Origin of the sequence: Microbispora catharanthi, assembly GCF_006334915.2 — a bacterium.
In the GTDB taxonomy this organism is placed as follows: domain Bacteria; phylum Actinomycetota; class Actinomycetes; order Streptosporangiales; family Streptosporangiaceae; genus Microbispora; species Microbispora catharanthi.
The window spans coordinates 70,402-88,163 of sequence record NZ_VDMA02000015.1 but is presented as its reverse complement, the minus strand read 5'-3'; the positions used below and the strand labels follow the sequence as shown (position 1 = coordinate 88,163).

Here is a 17,762-nt window from a genome sequence, read left to right as displayed (position 1 = left end):
CCGTTGCGCCATTTCCGCTGTTTCGGCGTGGTTGGCGGAAGTATTTCCGGAGATTTCGTGCCATGAGAGAAGAACTCGCGCGGGCGAAGAGCGCATTCAGGGCCGATGAAGACGGCCGGTGTCAGCCTCTGGAACTGCCGGAGAACTTTCGGATGTGCGGGAAGCCGGGGAGTCCCGTCTCGAACCATCGAATTTACAGCTCCACTGACTGTGTTTCGGTCAGGCCAGAAGCGAGACACGGCCCAATGGTGAGACATGGCTCAATAGCTGGACACGGCGCAATGGCGAGATTTGGCGTCGTCGTGCGGGAGACTTGGGCCATGAACACAGCCGCCGGGCGGGCTCTGGCGTTGGTGGGAACGGGATTGGGACTTCTCGCCGGCTTCGGCGCGATGATCCGGGGGCTGTTCGATGACGGGCCCGTCTTGGTGCGCGTCGGGTTCTTCGCCTTCGGCGCGCTGCTCTTCCAGCACCTCGTCCGCGGCCTGATACGGGAGTGGCGACGGCCCGGGCCGTCGCCTTCCGCTCCGGGCGAGACAGGCGAAGAGTGAGAGCGTTCACGCCTCGGTGCCCCATGCGGTGAGTTCCGGCGTCGGCCGGTCGCCCACCGCGCTCGTCCGCCATGAAACTTTCGTAGATGTTTCGGAAAAATTGCTGCGGCAATAGCGGTAATCCCGCCGCGAGCAGCACGGTCGCCTTCCTCGTTGGCGCGGGTCGAACCCCCTCCGATTTGGGCCTTGCGGTGGCTGCAACATTTCGGTGACGCTGCGAAAACATTCACCTCCCATTCGGCCTGCGGTTCTCTCCGGACCCGTGACAGGTCCGGAACACCGCAGGAGGAAGGACGCACTGTCGTGAAAGGTCTCAAGGTCTCGGCGGCAACCCTGGCGAACCCGGCGCAGGCCGGGCCCGCACTCTCCTCCATCCATGCCGGTCGGCCCTCCCGCGGGGGCGGACGATGACCGGCGACGTCACTTCCGGCGGCGGGAGCCGCGCCCCGGGCGTCCGCCGCGCGCTCGTCATCGGCGCCGTCGCGGCGCTTTCGCTGGGTCTCGCGGTGTTCGAGATCCCCGGTGCGAACGCCGGTGTGGGCGCACTCGTCGGGACCGGGACGGCGCAGGCGGCGGCCGCCGCCGGCGTCGAGGACGAGGGCGCCGACTGCGCGGTGTCCGACCTGGGAACTCTGACGGCCAACTCCAGGCTTCCCGATCCCTTCAAGAAGATCAACGGGCAGCGCGTCACCTCCAAGTCGGAGTGGCGGTGCCGCCGCGAAGAGATCAAGAAGCTGGCCGAACGGTATGTCTACGGTGAGAAGCACGGCAAGCCGGCCGGCGTCACCGGGACGGTCTCGAGAACCGGCATCACGGTCAACGTGTCGGACAGCGGCAGGAGCGCGAGCTTCTCGGCGAGCGTGGACCTGCCGAGCGGCACCGGGCCGTTCCCGGCCGTCATCGTCTACGGAGGATTCGGCGCCGACACGGCCACCATCAAGGCGAGCGGTGCCGCCGTGATCAGCTACGACCCCTATACGGTCGGCAAGGAGGGCACGGCCCGCAACAACAAGCAGGGTGCCTACTACAGCATCTACGGCTCTTCGAGCAGCACCGGACTGCTCGCCGCCTGGGCCTGGGGCGTGAGCCGCATCATCGACGTCATCGAGCAGTCGGGTGGCAGCATCCTCAAGGCGGATGCGACCGGCGTCACGGGCTGCTCCCGGTTCGGGAAAGGCGCCTTCGCGGCCGGAGTGTTCGACCAGCGCATCGCGTTGACGATGCCGATCGAGTCGGGCAGCGCCGGCGTTCCCATCTTCCGCGGCATCGCCCAGGAGTCCGGCGCGCAGCCGCTGAGCAGCGCCTACTCCGAGCAGCCGTGGCTGGGAGACGCGTTCGGCTCCTTCACCGGCAACCCCGGCCAACTGCCGGTGGACACCCACGAGATGGTGGGCATGGTCGCCCCGCGCGGGCTGTTCATCATGGAGAACCCGCACGTCGACTGGCTGGGCGCCCAGTCGGGCAGCGTGGCCGCGCTGGCCGGAGCCGAGATATACAAGGCGCTCGGCGCGGGGGACAACATCAGCTACTGGTCCGACGTACAGGACGGCACCCACTGCGCCACCCGGTCCGAATGGCGCACCCCGCTGCAGCAGAACATCCAGAAGTTCCTGCTGAAGACGGGCAACGCCCCCGCCGTGTTCCGGGTCTCGTCCCAGAAGTCCGGCAACCTGTCGCAGTGGAGAGACTGGACGACCCCGGTCCTGACCGACTCCAGCCCGTCTCCCAGCCCGAGCCCCTCGCCGAGCCCGCCGGTGAGCCCGAGCCCCTCGCCCAGCGGGAGCCCGAACACCAGCCCGAGCCCGCCGGTGAGCCCGAGCCCCTCGCCGTCCGGCGGGGTGAGCGGCGCGTGCTCGGCGACGTTCCGGGTGGTCAACTCCTGGTCCGGCGGCTGGCAGGGCGAGGTCACGGTGCGCGCGGGGAACTCCGCCGTCAACGGCTGGACCGTGAACTGGACCTGGCCCGGTTCGCAGACCATCAGCCAGATATGGGGAGGCGTACGGTCGGGCTCCGGCTCGAACGTGACGGTGCGCAACGAGTCGTGGAACGGCTCGGTCGCGGCCAACGGGAGCACGACCTTCGGCTTCATCGCCGGAGGGTCCTCGGCCACCCCGGCGGCCACCTGCACCAGTCCGTGACCCACGGGTGATCGGACCCTGATGACCGGGGCCCGCGGCGGCCGCGCCGCGGGCCCTCGGCATGTCCGCGCCGGGGCACGACGGCTCGTGATACCGCCGGATCGTCGCCGCCGGAGTCGGCTGACTCCCGCAGCGGGCGCCGCTTCGGTCAGTGACCGAAAATCATGACGATGCCGACGATGACGAAGTGGATGAGCACCGCGAACACCAGGACGCTGGCGAATATCCACTTGGCGGGGCCGTGCTCGAAGTGCTTGCTCTCCTTCATCGGCGGGCGCTGGGCGACGCGGTCGGCGATGCGCTCTTCGAGACTCTTCCTACGGGCCATGACACTTCCTGTGTTCTCGGCGCTGCTTAGTGCACTAATAGTTAGTGTACTAATCCAGTAGCATGGCAGTGGAGGTGCACATGAGTGACGTTGGCGACATCGTCGACCCGCTGGCCCTGGAAAACCAGGTCTGCTTCGCCCTGGCGGTCGCCTCACGGTCGGTCATCGGCCTCTATCGGCCCCTGCTCGAACCGATGGGTCTGACCCACCCGCAATATCTGGTGATGCTGGCCCTGTGGCAGTACGCGCCGTTGTCGGTCAAGGACCTCAGCCGGCTGCTGCAGTTGGAGCCGGCCACGCTGTCGCCGTTGCTCAAGCGCCTGGAGACCGCCGGCCTCGTCGAGCGCCGCCGCGCCAGCGACGACGAGCGTTCCCTGGCGATCGTGCTGACCGGCGAGGGACGCGCGCTGCGTCAGCAGGCCGAGAAGGTGCCCGTCGCGATCGTCGAGCGGCTGGGGATGGAGCTGACCGAGCTGCAGAGTCTGCACCAGGCGCTGACCCGGGTGATCGGCGCGGCCAACGGCGCCCACCTCGCCGGACAGCGATAGAACCCGCACCCCGGGGCAGTGGGTGTTGCCGAGTCAGTGCAGTTGTCCGGTCTGGTGTAGGTGATCGAAGATGATCTGGTCGACCGGGGACACGCGGTCGCGGTCGGCGTAGGTCAGCCAGGTGATTTCCTCGATCTCGCTGCTGGGTGTCGGCACTCCATGGTGGTCGGCGGTGTAGCAGGTCATCCGCACGATGATGCCGTCGGCGTGGCCGTGCGCCTGGGCCTGGTAGGTGCCCACGTGGGCGGCGGTGGCGGGGATGATCGTGATGGAGAGTTCCTCGTCGATCTCGCGGATCAGGGTGTCGAGGTCGGTTTCGCCGGGCTCGCGTTTGCCGCCGGGGATGTAGTAGGCGTTCTTGCCTCGCGATCGGGTGCTAAGGATCTTGCCGTTGTCCAGGTGGATCCAGGCGATCTTGTCGATGGTGTTGTTCACCGGGTGCTCCTGTAGTCGGGGGCAACGCAACCACATCGGATGATGTGGGAAGGCGCCCCCTTCCCGGAAGATCCACAGGTTTCGGTCATTGCTCGGGCTCATTCCTGAGGCATGACCCGCTCTCCTTCACCCACGGGCTCCTCGAAGCCCGCCAGGTATGACCGTAGAAGATCCTCAGAGACGGTGACGCGGTTCGGCCCACGCAGGGCGTTGCGCGCCGCGAGCCGCCGGCGCAGGGTCTCCGGGTTCGCTTTCAGGTAGACGAGCTCCCACCGATACCCGTGACTCTCGATCAGAGACTTGTACCGGTCGCGCGTCGCGCGCCGCCAGAAGCTGTAGTCCAGGACCACCCTCCGGCCTGCCCGCATCAGGCGCACAAGCTCCTGGCGTAAGGCATCCTCGGCACGGGCCTGATGGTCCTCGTACTCCTTCTGGTCGAGATGGCCGCCGTCGCGCCCGAGCAGTGCCCAGACGGCCTCGTCGATGGACAGCCGGATGTAGCCGCACTGCTCCAGCTCCTGCGCGTAGGTCGTCTTGCCCGAACCCGCGATGCCGCACATCATCACGACGCGCCGCTCCGTCTCGTCCTGGAGCCGAGAGGCGGGACGCCCCGATCCAAGGTCGTCAGGAATGTCGGCCATGTCCCGACCGTACGTCGCCGGGCTCGGCCTGCCGCCCACCGCGTCAGGCGTTGCCCGCGACGTTCTGGATCGCACGGGCGAGGCGGGCAAGATCGACGCCTTCGAGGTGGTCGAGAAAGTGCCGGCGAACGCTGGCCAGGTTGCTCGGCCACGCCTGTTCCAGGCGGGCGAGGCCGGCGTCGGTGAGGACGGCGTTCAACCCGCGGGCGTCGTCGTCGCACCTGACCCGTTCGACCAGGCCCTGCCGCTCCAGGACGGTGACGATGCGGGTCATCCCGCTCAGGGAGAGCTCGCAGGCGACCGCGAGTTCGCCCATCCTCATCCGCCGCTGCGGCGCCTCCGACAACCGCATCAGGGCGGTCCACTCGATGAGCGGCAACTGTTGTTCGCGCACCATGTCGGCGTCGATCGCGCGGGGCAGCGCGTAGATCAGGCGAGGCAGCGCGCGGATCAACGCGTCCTCCTCAGCGGTCAGCGGCTGCGCCGGCGGCGCCGGCTGCGATGTGGTCATGGCCACATTCTACTTGCTTCACGAACGAAGTATCCATATTCTTTCTTCGCGAAGCAATCATTTTCCGACAGGAGTGGAGATCGTCATGACCAGAATCGGGATCATCCTCGGCAGCACCCGGCCCGGACGCAACGGGGAGGCCGTCGCCCGCTGGGTGCACCAGATCGCCGCCCAGCGGACCGACGCGGAGTTCGAGCTCGTCGACCTGCTCGACTACAAACTCCCTCACCTCGATGAGGCGCTGCCGCCGTCGCTGGGCCAGTACACGCAGCCGCACACCAAGGCGTGGGCCGACAAGATCGCCTCGTTCGACGGGTTCGTCATGGTGACGCCGGAATACAACCACTCGACCTCGGGTGCGCTGAAGAACGCCATCGACTTCCTGTACGGCGAGTGGAACAACAAAGCCGTCGGTTTCGTCAGCTACGGCTCGGTCGGCGGCACCCGTGCGGTGGAACACCTGCGCCTGATCGCTGGTGAGCTCCAGATGGCCGACGTGCGGGCCCAGGTGGCGCTGTCGCTCTTCACCGACTTCAAGGAGTTCAGCGTGTTCACGCCCAACGAATTCCAGGTCGAGTCGCTCACCGCGATGTTGGACCAGGTCGTGGCGTGGAGCACGGCACTCGCGCCGATGCGCGCCCGGTGAGTTCGCACGAAACACGGGATCAGGAGGAACTCCATGGGAACGCTTGACGGCAAGGTGGTGCTGATCACCGGCACCGCCGGAGGTCAGGGCCGGGTCGCGTCGCTGGTCTTCGCGCGAGAAGGCGCGAAGGTCGTCGGATGCGACATCCAGGTCGATGCCAACAACGAGACGGTGGAACTCGTCCGTCGCGCCGGAGGTGACATGACGGGCATCGCGCCCATCGACCTCACCGACCCGAAACAGGCGCGGCAGCTGGTCGAGGACGCGGTGGCGGCCTACGGCGGGCTCGACGTCGTTTACAACAACGCGGCCATGCCCCGCTTCGGGCCGATGCCCGATTTCTCGGTCGAGGACTGGCGGGTGACCATCGCCGGCGAACTCGACATTCCTTTCTTCGTGTCGAAGTTCGCATGGCCGTACCTGGTCCGGCGGGGTGGCGGCGTCATCATCAACGTCGCGTCCATGGCCGGCATGATCGCCGGTGAGGTCCCCCCGATGGTCGCGCACAGCGCGGCGAACGCCGGGGTCATCGGCATGACCCGGCAATTCGCGCTCGAAGGCGCGCGCCACGGGATCCGCGCGGTGGCGATCAGCCCCGGGCCGGTCCTCACCCCGGCCAGTGACCGCGATCTCGGCGACGACCAGGCGGCCAGGGACGCGATAACCCGCAAGACGCTCCTCAAGCGCTTCGCCCGGCCAGAGGAGATCGTCGAGCTGGCGGCCTTCCTCGCCTCCGACCGGGCGGCGTACATCACGGGCGCCAACTACGCGGCCGACGGCGGCGCGACCGCCTGGTAGCGCCACCGAATCGCTCTGCCGCCCGGCCGCCGGGCGGCAGAGGCATGAGCGGCAGGAGGTGCCGAACCCAGAAGTTCGGGCACCTCAGGGCTGTGCGGTGGCGGTTCACGCGTGCATCGCACAGCCCTGAGGTGCCGCTAGCTCCCCATACAGATCACGTAGATGGTGCCGCTGACGCCCTTGCCGTAGAGCCTCCAGCCGACCGCCTCTCCGTTGACGAGGTACGGCGCGTTCGTGGTGATGTTGGGCACGCTCGCACCGCCGCCGGCGATGAAGCCGCCGCCCGTGGCGACCATGTCGTCCGGGCACATGATCTCGTCGCTGCCGCCGTTGGCCGGCAGGTAAAGGGAGTCCGCTTTGGTGATGACATTGACGGATCCACCCCCGGAGCCCGCGGGGCCCGCGGGTCCGGCCGGACCCGCGGGACCACGCGCGCCGGTCTCGCCCTTGTCCCCCTTAGGGCCCTGGGGACCCGCGAGGCCGCGCTCGCCCTTGTCCCCCTTAGGGCCCTGGGGACCCGCGAGGCCGCGCTCGCCCTTGTCGCCCTTCGGACCCTGGGCGCCGGTCTCGCCCTTGTCCCCCTTCGGGCCCTGCGGACCGGCGGGACCACGCTCGCCGTCCTTGCCGTCGGTGCCCTTGGGGCCTGTGGCGCCGGTGTCGCCCTTCGGGCCCTGCGGGCCGCGCATGCCCTGGGGGCCGCGCAGCCCCTGCGGACCGGCAGGACCCTGCGGGCCGGTGCCGCCGATGCCCACCGGGCCCTGCGGACCGGTCCTGTTCCACGACACCTTGGTCTCGGCCGGCTTACACGTCGTCGTGGCGTTCACCAGGCGCATGTACCGCGTGCTCTTGTTCACACACGCGTAGAAGGCGGCGTCGCTCGCCGACGAAGCGGTGGCCGCGCCACCGAGGACCAGGAACGACCCGACCAGGGCGCCGGCCGTCACGAGGCCGATGCTCCGCCCGCCCGGCAACTTGATAGCCACGGACTTCCCTCTCTGAGGCATAAGGGGCGACTGACGCGCAAGAGGCGCGAGTGATACACGTCCGAGCGGAAGCGACGGTTGTCCTCCCGTAGATCACGTATGCGCATCACCGCTCCATGTCAGCCGCCCTGGTCAGAAATCACCCCAACCCCTTGCGGCTCGGGATTCACAGGGTCACGACGGTGCCGGTGAGACGGGCCTGTTCGGCGGCCCACACCACACGATGGGTCATCAGGCTCTCGTCCGCGTCCGACCGCAGCAGACCGGCGTCGCCCGAGGCCACTGCGGCGAGGAAGGCGTCCGTGAGGCCCTCGTCGCCGCCCCCGTGCCCGTCGGCCGCCGACGGGCCCTGGATCTCGGACGTCGCATCATCGGCGTCCACGATGATCGTCTCCTCGGCGCCGGTGCGGAAGTCGACCAGGCGCAACGTGCGGCCGTCGCCGTCCACATAGCCGTGCGTCCCGAACAACCGCGTCCGCCGGTGCTCCATCGGACTGAACGCGCTCATCGTGAACGAGCACGTCGCGCCGTCGTCGAACTCCATCAGGACCTCCTGATGATCTACGACGTCGTTGTCGCACGCGTACACGCACCGCCCGTACGGCCCCGTGCGCAGCGCTTCCAGCACGTCCGCCTCGGTGCGCCCGGGCGTGACGGCCGACAGCGGCCAGAACTCGCTCGACGGATCCCCGAGGCACCCCAGGTAGAGCCGCGGCGCCGAGTAGGGGCACGACGGCTCGATCGGGCAGTCGAGGCACCTGTCGGCGGCCCCGGTGGGCCGGTCCTCGGGACGGAAGTGCGAGAGGGAGCCGAACGACGAGACGCGGGCGGGCGGCCGGCCGAAGAGGTGGACGAGCCAGTCGATGTCGTGGCACGCCTTGGCCAGCAGCATCGGAGCGGAGGTGTCCTGCCGCCGCCAGTGCCCGCGGACGAACGAGTGCGCCTGGTGCCACCACCCCACGGGCTCCAGGTGCTGGACGTTGACGAGCCGCCCGATCCGCCCGTCCTCCAGCAGCCCGCGCATCGCCCGCGTGTAGGACGTGTATCGCAGCACGTGGCAGACCGCGAGCATGATGCCGTTGCGCCTGGCCGCGTCGGCGATCCTGGTCGCCTCCTGCTCGGTCGTGGACATCGGCTTCTCCAGGAGAATGTGGTAACCGAGGTCCGCCAGCGCCACCGCCGGTTCGGTGTGCAACCGGTCGTGCGTGGCGACGACCGCCGCGTCGGCGACCCGGCCGCCCGCCGCCAGGTCCTCCCAGCCGGCGTGCGCCCGATCCGGCGCGATCCCGAACTCCTCGACGAAGATGGCACGCCGGAGGGGATCGGGATCGGCCACCGCCACCACGCGGCCGGCGCCCGTGTGGTGCGCGCGGCGCGCGTAGGTCAGCCCTCGCAGGCCTCCGCCGACGACGGCTAAAGTCACCTCAGTCATGGAACCTTCCCCGAATCAATATCATGGAGAGCATCATTATTCGTCCCGGAAAAGTCGACGGCAAGGGGGGCTCGATGGCTGGGGAGCCGAGCGGCGGTGACCTGTCACGGCTCAGGCAGCTCAACTCGCTTGCCGTGATCAAGGCGTTGCAGGGCGGGACGTCGCTCACGCTCACCGAGGTGGCCAAGCACACCGGGCTGTCGCGGGCCTCCACCGAGGACGTGGTCCGCGAGCTGCTGCAGAAGGGCTGGCTGACCGAGGCGGAACCCACCGCGGGCGGCGTGGGCCGCCCGGCCAGGCGCTACCGGTTCAGGGCGGAGGCGGGGCGGGTGCTCGGCGTCGACATCGGCGGGCACAACGTCCGCGCGGTCGTCGCCGACCTGGACGGCGCCGTGCAGAACACCGCCCGCGTCCCCGTCACGCCCGAGATGGGCCGGGCCGAGCGCCTGGAGGCGGTCGACCGCGCGGTGACCGAGTGCCTGGAAACGGCGGGCCTGACCGGCGGCGACGTGTGGGCCTCGGGCGTCGGCACCACCGGCCTGGTGGACGGCGTCGGCAGGGTGGTGCTCTCGGAGGCGCTGCCCGAGTGGACCGGAGTCGATCTGGCCGCCCACGTGCGCCGGCTCGCCCCCGCCCCGGTGCTCGTCGAGAACGACAGCAGGCTCGCCGCGCTGGCCGAGTGCTGGCGCGGCGTGGCGCGCTACGCCAAGGACATGGTGTTCCTGCTGGCCGGCCTGCGTACGGGCGCGGGCCTGGTCATCGACGGCAAACTGCACAAGGGGTTCGCCAACGCCTCGGGCGAGATCGGCGCGCTGCCGGTGCTCGGCTGGATCCGCGCGCAGGAGCACCTGAGCGGCGCCAGCGGCGAGGCGGGCGACGTGTTCGCCGCGGCCAGGGCCGGCGACAGGGCCGCGGCCGCGGCCGTGCGCCGCTACGTCAGGGACCTGGCGCTCGGCACGTCCGCGCTGGTCCTGGCGCTCGACCCGCAGATGGTCGTGGTCGGCGGCGGCTTCTCGCGCTCGGCCGACGTGCTCATCGATCCGCTCAGGCGCGAGCTCGACCGCTGGTGCATCCGCACCCCCGAGGTGCGCATGTCGGCGCTCGGCGAGGAGGGCGTGGTGCTCGGCGCCGTACGGCTGGCCCTCGACGACGTCGAGGACCGCGTGCTCGACGGCCGCACCCCACTCTTGAGTCAACCGTGAGCTCGTGAGCCACCCCTAACCTCGTGAGCCATCTGTAACACAGCTGCCCTTGAACAAAATTTCACTGGACTCCATGATTACTCCCACGTTCTAGGAGAGGACCGGGAGATGTGGAAGTCGGCACGACGCGGTGCTGCGCTCCTTTGCGCGGCGCTGCTCGCCTCCGCGTGCGGGGGCGGTGAGCAGGTCGGCTCCGGCGCGCAGTCGCAGGAGAAGGTGACGCTGTCCTACGGAGTCTGGGACGCGACCCAGCAGAGCGCGATGCAGGAGCTGGCGGCGGAGTTCACCAGGACGCATCCGGACGTCGCCATCGACGTCCAGCTGACGCCGTGGGCCGACTACTGGACCAAGCTCAAGGCCGCGGCGAGCGGTGGGGCGGCGCCCGACGTCTTCTGGATGAACGGCCCCAACTTCCAGCTCTACGCCTCCAACGGCGTGATCAAGCCGATCGAGGAGCAGGTCGACACGTCGGTCTACCCCAAGGCGCTGGTCGACCTCTACACGTACGACGGCAAGCTGTACGGCCTGCCGAAGGACATGGACACGGTCGGCGTCTGGTACAACAAGACGCTCTTCGACGCCGCCAAGGTGAAATACCCGGCCGACGGCTGGACCTGGGCCGACTTCAAGGAGGCGGCCGCCAAGCTCACCGACCCGGACAAGGGCGTCTACGCCATCGGAGCCGAGCTCACGAGTTTCCAGGAATACCAGTACAACACCATCTACCAGGCCGGCGGCTACGTGATCTCTCCGGACGGCGGGAAGTCCGGCTACGACGACCCCAAGACCATCGAGGGCCTGAAGTTCTGGACGGACCTGATCGCCGCCAAGCAGTCGCCGGACCTCAAGACCATGACCGACACCGCTCCGCTCCAGCTCTTCGAGGCCGGCAAACTGGCGATGTACTGGGGCGGCTCCTGGGACGTGGCCGAGTTCACCAAGAACGACTACACCAAGGACAAGGTGGACGTCGCCCCGCTGCCGAAGGGTGAGAAGCAGGCCACGATCATCCACGGCGTCGCCAACGTGATGTCGGCCAAGACCGAGCACCCGGCGCAGGCGTGGGAGTTCGTCAGGTTCCTCGGCTCCAAGCCGGCCGCCGACATCCTCGGCAAGAAGGGCCCGATCCCGGCCTACAACGGCACCCAGAGCGCCTGGGTGGGCGCCCATCCCGAGCTGAAGCTGCAGGTCTTCCTCGACGCCGTCGCCTACGCGGTGCCCTACCCCGTCTCCAAGAACACCGCGGCCTGGCAGGAGGCGGAGCTCACCAACCTCACCAAGGCGTGGACCGGCGAGGTGCCGATCGAGAAGGCGGCCGCGGACCTGGCGGCCGGGATGAACGACCTGCTGGCCAAGGAGTGACGTGACCACCACCGCCGGATCGCGGGCCGTACGGGCGGCCCGGGTGGAGAAGGCGCGGCGGCCCCGCGCCGAGGCGCTGTGGGGGTATGCGTTCATCGCCCCCACAGGCCTCGGCCTGGCCGTCTTCTACCTGTGGCCCGTCCTGCAGACCGCCTACTTCTCCTTCACGGAGTGGGGGGCTTTCGGCGGCCACACCTGGACGGGGCTCGACAACTACACCCGGCTCCTCGGCGACCCCGAGGTGGGGCGGGCGATGCTCAACACGCTCGCGTACACCGCCCTCGGCCTGATCGGGATCCCGCTCGCGATCGTGTTCGCGGCGCTGCTCAACCGGCCGGGACTGCGCGGCGTGAGCGTGTACCGCACCGCGTTCTTCCTGCCCGTGGTCACCATGCCGGTCGCGGTCGCGATGCTCTGGCGCTGGCTCTACAACGGCGACTACGGCCTGGTCAACCAGGTGCTCGCGACGGTCGGCATCGACGGGCCCAACTGGATCGCCGATCCGGCCACGGCGATGTACGCGCTGGTCGTCGTGGGCATCTGGAGCAGCATCGGCTACAACCTGATCATCTTCCTGGCCGGCATGCAGGCCATCCCGAAGGAGCTGTACGAGGCGGCCTCCCTCGACGGGGCGGGGCGGGTCAGGCAGTTCTTCTCGATCACGCTGCCGATGTTGTCGCCGACCGCGTTCTTCGTCTCGATCGTCTCGGTGATCGGCTCGCTGCAGCTGTTCGACCTCGTCTTCGTGATGACCGGGTCGGGCCAGTCGGCGCGGGCCAACCCGGCGTACGGGCGGCTCCAGACCGTGGTGCAGCTCTTCTACGAGCGGGCCTTCGTCACCAACGACCGCGGCTACGCGGCCGCCATCGTGATCGCGCTGCTCGTGCTCATCGCGGGGCTGACGATCCTGCAGTTCCGGCTCCAGCGGAGGTGGGTGCACTATGTCTGACCACCGCGGGTCCGACCACCGCGTGTCCGACCACCGCGGGTCCGACCACCGCGTGTCTGAGCGCCGGGTCTTCGGCGTGCACGCTGTGCTCGTCGCGGCGTCGCTGGCGATGGTGGCGCCGTTCGTGTGGCAGATCGTCACCTCGCTCAAGACGCTCAGCAGCGCCACCCGGGTGCCGCCGACGTTCCTGCCGGAGGGCCGCTGGGACAACTACGCCAAGGTCTTCGACCTGCTGCCGTTCGGCGACCAGTTCGTCAACACGGTCGTCATGGCGGCGGGGCGGGTCACCGGGCAGGTGCTGTTCTGCTCGATGGCCGCCTATGCCTTCGCCCGGCTGCGCTTCCCCGGCAGGAACCTGCTGTTCGGGGTGTTCCTGTCGATCCTCATGGTGCCGCCGCAGCTCTTCGTGATCCCGCAGTATCAGATCATGTCCTCACTCGGGTGGCTCAACAGCCTCCAGGCGATCATCGTGCCCGGCTTGTTCAGCGCGTTCGGGGTGTTCCTGCTGCGGCAGTTCTTCCTCGGGCTGCCGCGCGAGCTGGAGGAGGCGGCCCGGCTCGACGGCGCAGGCCCGGTCCGGATCTACTGGTCGATCATGTTGCCGCTGGCCAGACCGGGGCTGGTGGCGCTGTCCGTGCTCGTGCTCCTGTGGGCGTGGAACGACCTGTTCTGGCCGCTGGTGGTCAACACCGATCCGGAGAAGATGACGCTGTCGGCGGGGCTGGCCTCGCTGCAGGGCCAGTATCAGACCGATTACCCGGTCCTCATGGCCGGCTCCCTGATCGCCTCGCTTCCCGTGATCGCCGTCTTCGTGTTCCTGCAGCGACAGTTCATCCAGGGCATCGCCCACACCGGCAGCAAGGGCTGACCCATGGCTACGCCCGGTGCCGGCGGGCCGTGAAGTCGTCCGCGATGGCGTCGAACGTGGACCACCGGACGCCGTCGTGCTTGTTGATGTGCTCGATGAGGCGCTCCAGCATGAGCAGAACCTGCGGGCGGCCCGAGACGTCCGGGTGGATCGTCATGGTGAAGACGGCGTACTCCGACTCGCGGTAGACCCAGTCGAACTGGTCGCGCCACATCTCCTCGATGTCGCGAGGGTTGACGAAGCCGTGGCTGTTCGGGCTGGTCTTGATGAACATCATCGGCGGCAGGTCGTCGAGGTACCAGCTCGCCGGGATCTCGACGAGGTCGGTCTCCCGCCCGCGCACGAGCGGCTTCATCCACTCGCGGGCGTCCTTGTCGTAGTCGATCTTCGGCCAGGTGTCGCCCACGCGCACGTAGTACGGCTCGAAATCGCGGTGCATGAGCGAGTGGTCGTACTTGATGCCGCGTTCGAGCAGCAGCTCGTTGGTGACCGGCGAGAACTCCCACCACGGCGCGTCGTACCCCGTCGGGCGCCGACCGGCGCGCGTCTCGATGAGGTCGATGCAGTAGTCGAGAACGGTGGACTCCTGCTCGCGGCTCATCGCGATCGGGTTCTCGTGGCTGTACCCGTGCACGCCGATCTCGTGTCCGGCGGCCACGACCTGGTCGAACTGCTCGGGGAAGGTCTCGATGGAGTGACCCGGCCAGAACCAGGTCGACGGCAGGTCGTACTTCTTCATCAGCGCGTTGAGCCGCGGCACGCCCACCTCGCCGGCGAACAGACCACGCGAGATGTCGTCCGGGGAGTCCTCACCACCGTAGGAGCCGAGCCAGCCGCCGACCGCGTCGACGTCGATCCCGAACGCTACGAAGATTTCCTTGGCCACAGCGCGTCCTCTCTTCTCGGCCCGCCCATGCTCAGCGCCCCGGCGCGTACGAGGCCCACCCCGCCGCCGTTTCCCGTACGTGGGCACGACCGGCCCCTCGGCCACCCGCGTGGACAGCCCTACGACCGTTCCCGCGGACACCGCCTCGGTAATCCACTCCGGCCGTCGTCGGTTACTCTACGTAGTCGAGTTGGCGGAAAATCGCTCGCTCTCCAGTAATGCCCTGCGGCAGCATGTCCACGGCGATGTCGGCGTTCGGGGAGGGCTGAGGGCTGATGGCTGTGCTCGGGGCGGTCGATGCCGCTGGAAACGGCCCATCCGTACGAAAATCGGCGGTTCTGCTGGTGCTGCGCTATTACTGCGGCGAGCTGAGGCGCCAATGGCGGGTCGCGGTGCCCGCGCTGACGTTGCCGGCCTTGGGGAACATCTGCCTGTTCTACCTGGCGCCGCTGGCGGTGGCCGGGCTCGTGGGGCACCTGTCCGGTGGCGGGGACGGCACCGTCGACGCGCTGCTGCCATACGTGCTCGGCTTCGCCGCGATGCTGCTGACGGGCGAGGCGCTGTGGCGGGTGGGGCTGCACTTCCTGAACCGCACCGACGCCCGGGGCATCGAGCGGCTCGGCGTGGTGGGCATGGACGAGCTGCTGGCCAAGGACACCGCGTTCTTCCACGACAACTTCGCCGGCTCCCTGACCAAGCGGGTGATCGGCTTCTCCTCAAGGTTCGAGGAATTCGCCGACACGCTCACATTCTCGATCATGGCCAAGGTGATGCCCCTGTCCTTCGCCTCGGTGGTGCTGTGGCGATATCACCCGCTGCTGGTCCTCGTTCTCGTGGGTCTCATCATCGTCACCGGCGTTCTCGTCGCCCCGCTCATCCGCCGCCGCCAGGCGCTGGTCGACGAACGCGAGGCCGCCAGAGTGCTGGTGTCGGGCCACGTCGCCGACGTGCTGACCAACATGGAGACGGTCCGCGCGTTCGCCGCCGAGGATCGCGAAGCCGCCGAATATCGGGTGAGGATCGCCGAGCAGCGCAGGTTGTCCCTCCGCTCCTGGGATTACGGCAACCTCCGGGTGGACACCGTCGTGGCCCCGCTGTCGGTGCTCACCAGCGCCGTGGGCCTGCTCCTCGCCGTGGCGCTCCGCGGCGGCCTCGGTGTGGAGGCCATCGTGGTGACGTTCACCTACTACACGAACACGATCAGCATCATGTTCGAGTTCAACCAGATCTACCGGCGCATCGAGAGCGTGCTCACCGAAGCCGCCCAGTTCACCGAGCTGCTCCTCGTGCCGCCGACCGTGGTGGATCCGGTCGATCCGCAGCCCCTGCGCCCGGCCGACGCGAGCGTCCGCTTCGAGCGGGTGAGGTTCGGGTACGCCGGCGGCCCGCCCCTGTTCGACCACCTGGACCTGGACATCCCCAGCGGCGCCAAGATCGGGCTGGTCGGCCAGTCCGGCGGCGGCAAGAGCACGCTCACCCGGCTGTTGCTGCGGCTCATGGACGTGGACGGCGGCAGGATCCTGATCGGCGGCCAGGACATCGCCCGGCTGCGTCAGGCCGACCTGCGCGGCCTCATCGCCTACGTCCCTCAGGAACCCGCCATGTTCCACCGGTCCGTGCGCGACAACCTCGCGTTCGCCCGGCCGGGCGCCACCGACGCCGAGATCCTCCGTGCCGCGCGGGCGGCGCACGTCACGGAGTTCGTCGAGGCTCTGCCGGACGGGTTCGACACCCTGGTCGGCGAGCGCGGCGTCAAGCTGTCCGGCGGCCAGCGGCAACGTATCGCGCTCGCGCGCGCCATCCTGCGCGACGCCCCCATCCTGCTGCTGGACGAGGCGACCAGCGCGCTGGACTCCGAAAGCGAGATCCTCGTGCAGGAAGCCTTGTGGCGCCTGATGCAGGACCGGACCGCACTCGTGGTCGCGCACCGCCTGAGCACCGTCGTCCGCATGGATCGGCTTGTCGTGCTCAACCGGGGACACATCGTGGAGCAGGGCACCCATGGCGAGTTGCTGCAGGCCGAAGGCCCCTACGCCAGGCTCTGGCACCACCAGTCCGGGGGCTTCCTCATCGAGGACGACGCCCCGGACGCACTCCACCGTTGACCCGGGCCGGGAGCCGGCAGCGCGGATTCCACGACCCCGCGGAGTCGCGCGGCGCGCCGTACGGCGGAGCGGCCGAACCGGTCACGGGAGCGGTACGGTGGTCGACTCCCGGACCACGAGCCGGCAGGGGTGGGCGTGGCGGCCGGGGGAGGGGGAGCCGTTGATGGCGGCCAGGAGCATCTCCGCCGCCGACCGGCCGAGCCCCTCGAGGTTCAGATCGATGCTGGTCAGCGGCGGCTGGCAGGCTTCGGTCATGACGTCCCAGTTGTCGAAGCCGATGAGGGCGACGTCCTGGGGGACCCGGCGGCCGGCGGCCCGCAGCGCGTCGCAGACGCCCCGGGCGATCTGGTCGCTGCCGCAGAAGACGGCGTCGAACTCGGTCCGGCCGGCCAGGAGGATGCCGACGGCTTGACGGCCCCACACCTCACTCCATCCGCCGAACAGGGGCGGAGCGACCAGGGACAGCCCGTCCTCGGTGAGCCGCTCGCCGGCCGCGGCCGCGCGTACCCGGGCGGAGTTGTGGTGCTCGGGCCCCGTGATGTGGGCGATCCGGGTGCGCCCGACGGCCAGGAGGTGCTCGACCGCCTTGCGGGCGCCGCCCGCCTCGTCCGGGACCACCGAGCAGTCGCCGGGGTCGGCCGAGCTGATGAAGGCGTAGACCACGGGCACGGGCAGGTTGGCGCCGATGGGCGCCCGTGCCTCGGTGCGCCGGCCGGTCACGATCACGCCGTCGACCCGGCGGCTGAGGAGGGTCTTGACGTAGTACTGCTCGCGGATGGGGTCGTCGCGCCCGTCACAGAGGAAAACCGACATCTCCCCGGCGCCCAGCGCGTCCTCCGCGCCCATCAGCACGGGGATACTGAACCGCCCGATCGTGTCCGTCGTGATCATGCCGACCGTGTAGGTGCGGCCCGAGTGCAGGCTCCGGGCACCCGCGTTGGCCTCGAAGCTGAGCTGCCGGGCCGCCTCCCGGACGCGCATGCGGGTCTCCTCCCGCAGCGATCCGCGTCCGTTGAGCGCCTTGGAGGCCGTGCCCACCGACACCCCGGCCAGCGCCGCGACGTCGGCGATCGTGGCATGACGCTCCAGCTTTCCCACGTTTCCTCCACTTTCCTAGGGGGTTGCCTGAGTCCCACTCTATAGGCCGTACGTGTGACTCCGAAGCCCCTGTAACAAGGCGGAAACGGGCTATTGACGGTCTGGAAGCCGGTTGGATACCGTGACGGCAATCGTTTTCCTAGTTTCCTACTGCAGGCGACACGCCCCTGGCTTCTCGCTCCGCAGTCACCAGGGCGGTCCGCCTCGGCGGACTTCCCGCGTCCCTCGCCGTGAGCGGGAAACTCCTCGGCGGCGTGAAGGACGTCCGCTGCTCCACGAAA

At 69.0% G+C, this 17,762-nt stretch carries 18 protein-coding genes; 10 read left to right on the top strand and 8 right to left on the bottom strand.

What is annotated here, in order from left to right; translation table 11 throughout:
- Positions 1-320 precede the first annotated feature (320 nt).
- Both FH610_RS26215 and FH610_RS26210 read left to right on the top strand, forming a co-directional pair.
- Positions 321-551 carry a hypothetical protein gene (locus FH610_RS26215; RefSeq protein ID WP_139577485.1) on the top strand — a complete coding sequence of 77 codons (231 nt, stop codon included), beginning with the start codon at positions 321-323 and terminating at the stop codon, positions 549-551.
- 407 nt (positions 552-958) lie between these two features.
- A complete protein-coding gene (locus FH610_RS26210) occupies positions 959-2,689 on the top strand; it encodes a glucuronyl esterase domain-containing protein (protein WP_139577484.1) in 1,731 nt (576 codons plus the stop codon).
- A 148-nt stretch (positions 2,690-2,837) separates the two neighbouring features.
- Here FH610_RS26210 and FH610_RS26205 read toward each other — a convergent pair whose 3' ends face one another.
- Positions 2,838-3,017 carry a hypothetical protein gene (locus FH610_RS26205; RefSeq protein WP_139577483.1) on the bottom strand — a complete coding sequence of 60 codons (180 nt, stop codon included), beginning with the start codon at positions 3,015-3,017 and terminating at the stop codon, positions 2,838-2,840.
- Between the two features lie 80 nt (positions 3,018-3,097).
- Between FH610_RS26205 and FH610_RS26200 the strand changes: the two genes are divergently transcribed.
- Positions 3,098-3,565: a MarR family winged helix-turn-helix transcriptional regulator gene (locus FH610_RS26200; RefSeq protein WP_139577482.1), complete on the top strand. Its 468-nt coding sequence runs from the start codon at positions 3,098-3,100 to the stop codon at positions 3,563-3,565.
- A gap of 33 nt (positions 3,566-3,598) precedes the next feature.
- Here the strand turns inward: FH610_RS26200 and FH610_RS26195 are convergent, their stop codons facing one another.
- The 3 genes from FH610_RS26195 to FH610_RS26185 form a co-directional block, all read right to left on the bottom strand.
- On the bottom strand, positions 3,599-4,000 hold the full coding sequence (locus FH610_RS26195; RefSeq protein ID WP_205826072.1) for an NUDIX hydrolase: 402 nt from the start codon (positions 3,998-4,000) through the stop codon (positions 3,599-3,601).
- 98 nt (positions 4,001-4,098) lie between these two features.
- Entirely contained in the window at positions 4,099-4,641 is a 543-nt protein-coding gene (locus FH610_RS26190; protein ID WP_139577480.1) for a P-loop nucleotide/nucleoside kinase family protein, read from the bottom strand.
- A gap of 43 nt (positions 4,642-4,684) precedes the next feature.
- The gene (locus tag FH610_RS26185; protein WP_139577479.1) at positions 4,685-5,152 is read right to left on the bottom strand and encodes a MarR family winged helix-turn-helix transcriptional regulator; all 468 of its coding nucleotides are present in this window, start codon (positions 5,150-5,152) and stop codon (positions 4,685-4,687) included.
- Between the two features lie 85 nt (positions 5,153-5,237).
- On the opposite strand from FH610_RS26185, the gene FH610_RS26180 reads away from it, so the two are divergent.
- Positions 5,238-5,798, top strand: coding sequence for an NADPH-dependent FMN reductase (locus tag FH610_RS26180; RefSeq protein ID WP_139577478.1), 561 nt, complete (start codon positions 5,238-5,240; stop codon positions 5,796-5,798).
- Positions 5,799-5,831: 33 nt separating this feature from the next.
- Positions 5,832-6,596, top strand: coding sequence for an SDR family NAD(P)-dependent oxidoreductase (locus tag FH610_RS26175; protein ID WP_139577477.1), 765 nt, complete (start codon positions 5,832-5,834; stop codon positions 6,594-6,596).
- A 137-nt stretch (positions 6,597-6,733) separates the two neighbouring features.
- Here FH610_RS26175 and FH610_RS26170 read toward each other — a convergent pair whose 3' ends face one another.
- Together FH610_RS26170 and FH610_RS26165 are read right to left on the bottom strand one after the other, a co-directional pair.
- Positions 6,734-7,579, bottom strand: a complete 846-nt coding sequence (locus FH610_RS26170) for a collagen-like domain-containing protein (RefSeq protein ID WP_205826071.1) — start codon at positions 7,577-7,579, stop codon at positions 6,734-6,736.
- 166 nt (positions 7,580-7,745) lie between these two features.
- A complete protein-coding gene (locus FH610_RS26165) occupies positions 7,746-9,011 on the bottom strand; it encodes a Gfo/Idh/MocA family protein (RefSeq protein WP_139577475.1) in 1,266 nt (421 codons plus the stop codon).
- A gap of 74 nt (positions 9,012-9,085) precedes the next feature.
- On the opposite strand from FH610_RS26165, the gene FH610_RS26160 reads away from it, so the two are divergent.
- From FH610_RS26160 to FH610_RS26145, 4 genes are all read left to right on the top strand, one after another.
- Positions 9,086-10,213, top strand: coding sequence for an ROK family transcriptional regulator (locus FH610_RS26160; protein WP_139577474.1), 1,128 nt, complete (start codon positions 9,086-9,088; stop codon positions 10,211-10,213).
- A 108-nt stretch (positions 10,214-10,321) separates the two neighbouring features.
- Positions 10,322-11,575 carry an ABC transporter substrate-binding protein gene (locus FH610_RS26155; protein ID WP_139577473.1) on the top strand — a complete coding sequence of 418 codons (1,254 nt, stop codon included), beginning with the start codon at positions 10,322-10,324 and terminating at the stop codon, positions 11,573-11,575.
- A 1-nt stretch (position 11,576) separates the two neighbouring features.
- Positions 11,577-12,524 (top strand): carbohydrate ABC transporter permease, encoded by a 948-nt coding sequence (locus FH610_RS26150; protein WP_167538773.1) that lies wholly within the window; start codon positions 11,577-11,579, stop codon positions 12,522-12,524.
- Positions 12,517-13,392, top strand: a complete 876-nt coding sequence (locus FH610_RS26145) for a carbohydrate ABC transporter permease (RefSeq protein ID WP_139577472.1) — start codon at positions 12,517-12,519, stop codon at positions 13,390-13,392. The genes FH610_RS26150 and FH610_RS26145 overlap by 8 nt, the downstream gene beginning before the upstream one ends.
- A gap of 7 nt (positions 13,393-13,399) precedes the next feature.
- Here the strand turns inward: FH610_RS26145 and FH610_RS26140 are convergent, their stop codons facing one another.
- On the bottom strand, positions 13,400-14,278 hold the full coding sequence (locus FH610_RS26140) for a polysaccharide deacetylase family protein (RefSeq protein ID WP_139577471.1): 879 nt from the start codon (positions 14,276-14,278) through the stop codon (positions 13,400-13,402).
- 275 nt (positions 14,279-14,553) lie between these two features.
- On the opposite strand from FH610_RS26140, the gene FH610_RS26135 reads away from it, so the two are divergent.
- Positions 14,554-16,383, top strand: a complete 1,830-nt coding sequence (locus tag FH610_RS26135) for an ABC transporter ATP-binding protein (RefSeq protein WP_139577470.1) — start codon at positions 14,554-14,556, stop codon at positions 16,381-16,383.
- Positions 16,384-16,464: 81 nt separating this feature from the next.
- Here FH610_RS26135 and FH610_RS26130 read toward each other — a convergent pair whose 3' ends face one another.
- Positions 16,465-17,481: a LacI family DNA-binding transcriptional regulator gene (locus FH610_RS26130; protein WP_205826070.1), complete on the bottom strand. Its 1,017-nt coding sequence runs from the start codon at positions 17,479-17,481 to the stop codon at positions 16,465-16,467.
- Positions 17,482-17,762 lie beyond the last annotated feature (281 nt).

Coding starts and splice junctions, on each gene's coding strand:
- FH610_RS26215 (WP_139577485.1), top strand. CDS start 321: ATGAACACAGCCGCCGGGCGGGCTCTGGCGTTGGTGGGAACGGGATTG.
- FH610_RS26210 (WP_139577484.1), top strand. CDS start 959: ATGACCGGCGACGTCACTTCCGGCGGCGGGAGCCGCGCCCCGGGCGTC.
- FH610_RS26205 (WP_139577483.1), bottom strand. CDS start 3,017: ATGGCCCGTAGGAAGAGTCTCGAAGAGCGCATCGCCGACCGCGTCGCC.
- FH610_RS26200 (WP_139577482.1), top strand. CDS start 3,098: ATGAGTGACGTTGGCGACATCGTCGACCCGCTGGCCCTGGAAAACCAG.
- FH610_RS26190 (WP_139577480.1), bottom strand. CDS start 4,641: ATGGCCGACATTCCTGACGACCTTGGATCGGGGCGTCCCGCCTCTCGG.
- FH610_RS26185 (WP_139577479.1), bottom strand. CDS start 5,152: ATGACCACATCGCAGCCGGCGCCGCCGGCGCAGCCGCTGACCGCTGAG.
- FH610_RS26180 (WP_139577478.1), top strand. CDS start 5,238: ATGACCAGAATCGGGATCATCCTCGGCAGCACCCGGCCCGGACGCAAC.
- FH610_RS26175 (WP_139577477.1), top strand. CDS start 5,832: ATGGGAACGCTTGACGGCAAGGTGGTGCTGATCACCGGCACCGCCGGA.
- FH610_RS26165 (WP_139577475.1), bottom strand. CDS start 9,011: ATGACTGAGGTGACTTTAGCCGTCGTCGGCGGAGGCCTGCGAGGGCTG.
- FH610_RS26160 (WP_139577474.1), top strand. CDS start 9,086: ATGGCTGGGGAGCCGAGCGGCGGTGACCTGTCACGGCTCAGGCAGCTC.
- FH610_RS26155 (WP_139577473.1), top strand. CDS start 10,322: ATGTGGAAGTCGGCACGACGCGGTGCTGCGCTCCTTTGCGCGGCGCTG.
- FH610_RS26145 (WP_139577472.1), top strand. CDS start 12,517: ATGTCTGACCACCGCGGGTCCGACCACCGCGTGTCCGACCACCGCGGG.
- FH610_RS26135 (WP_139577470.1), top strand. CDS start 14,554: ATGGCTGTGCTCGGGGCGGTCGATGCCGCTGGAAACGGCCCATCCGTA.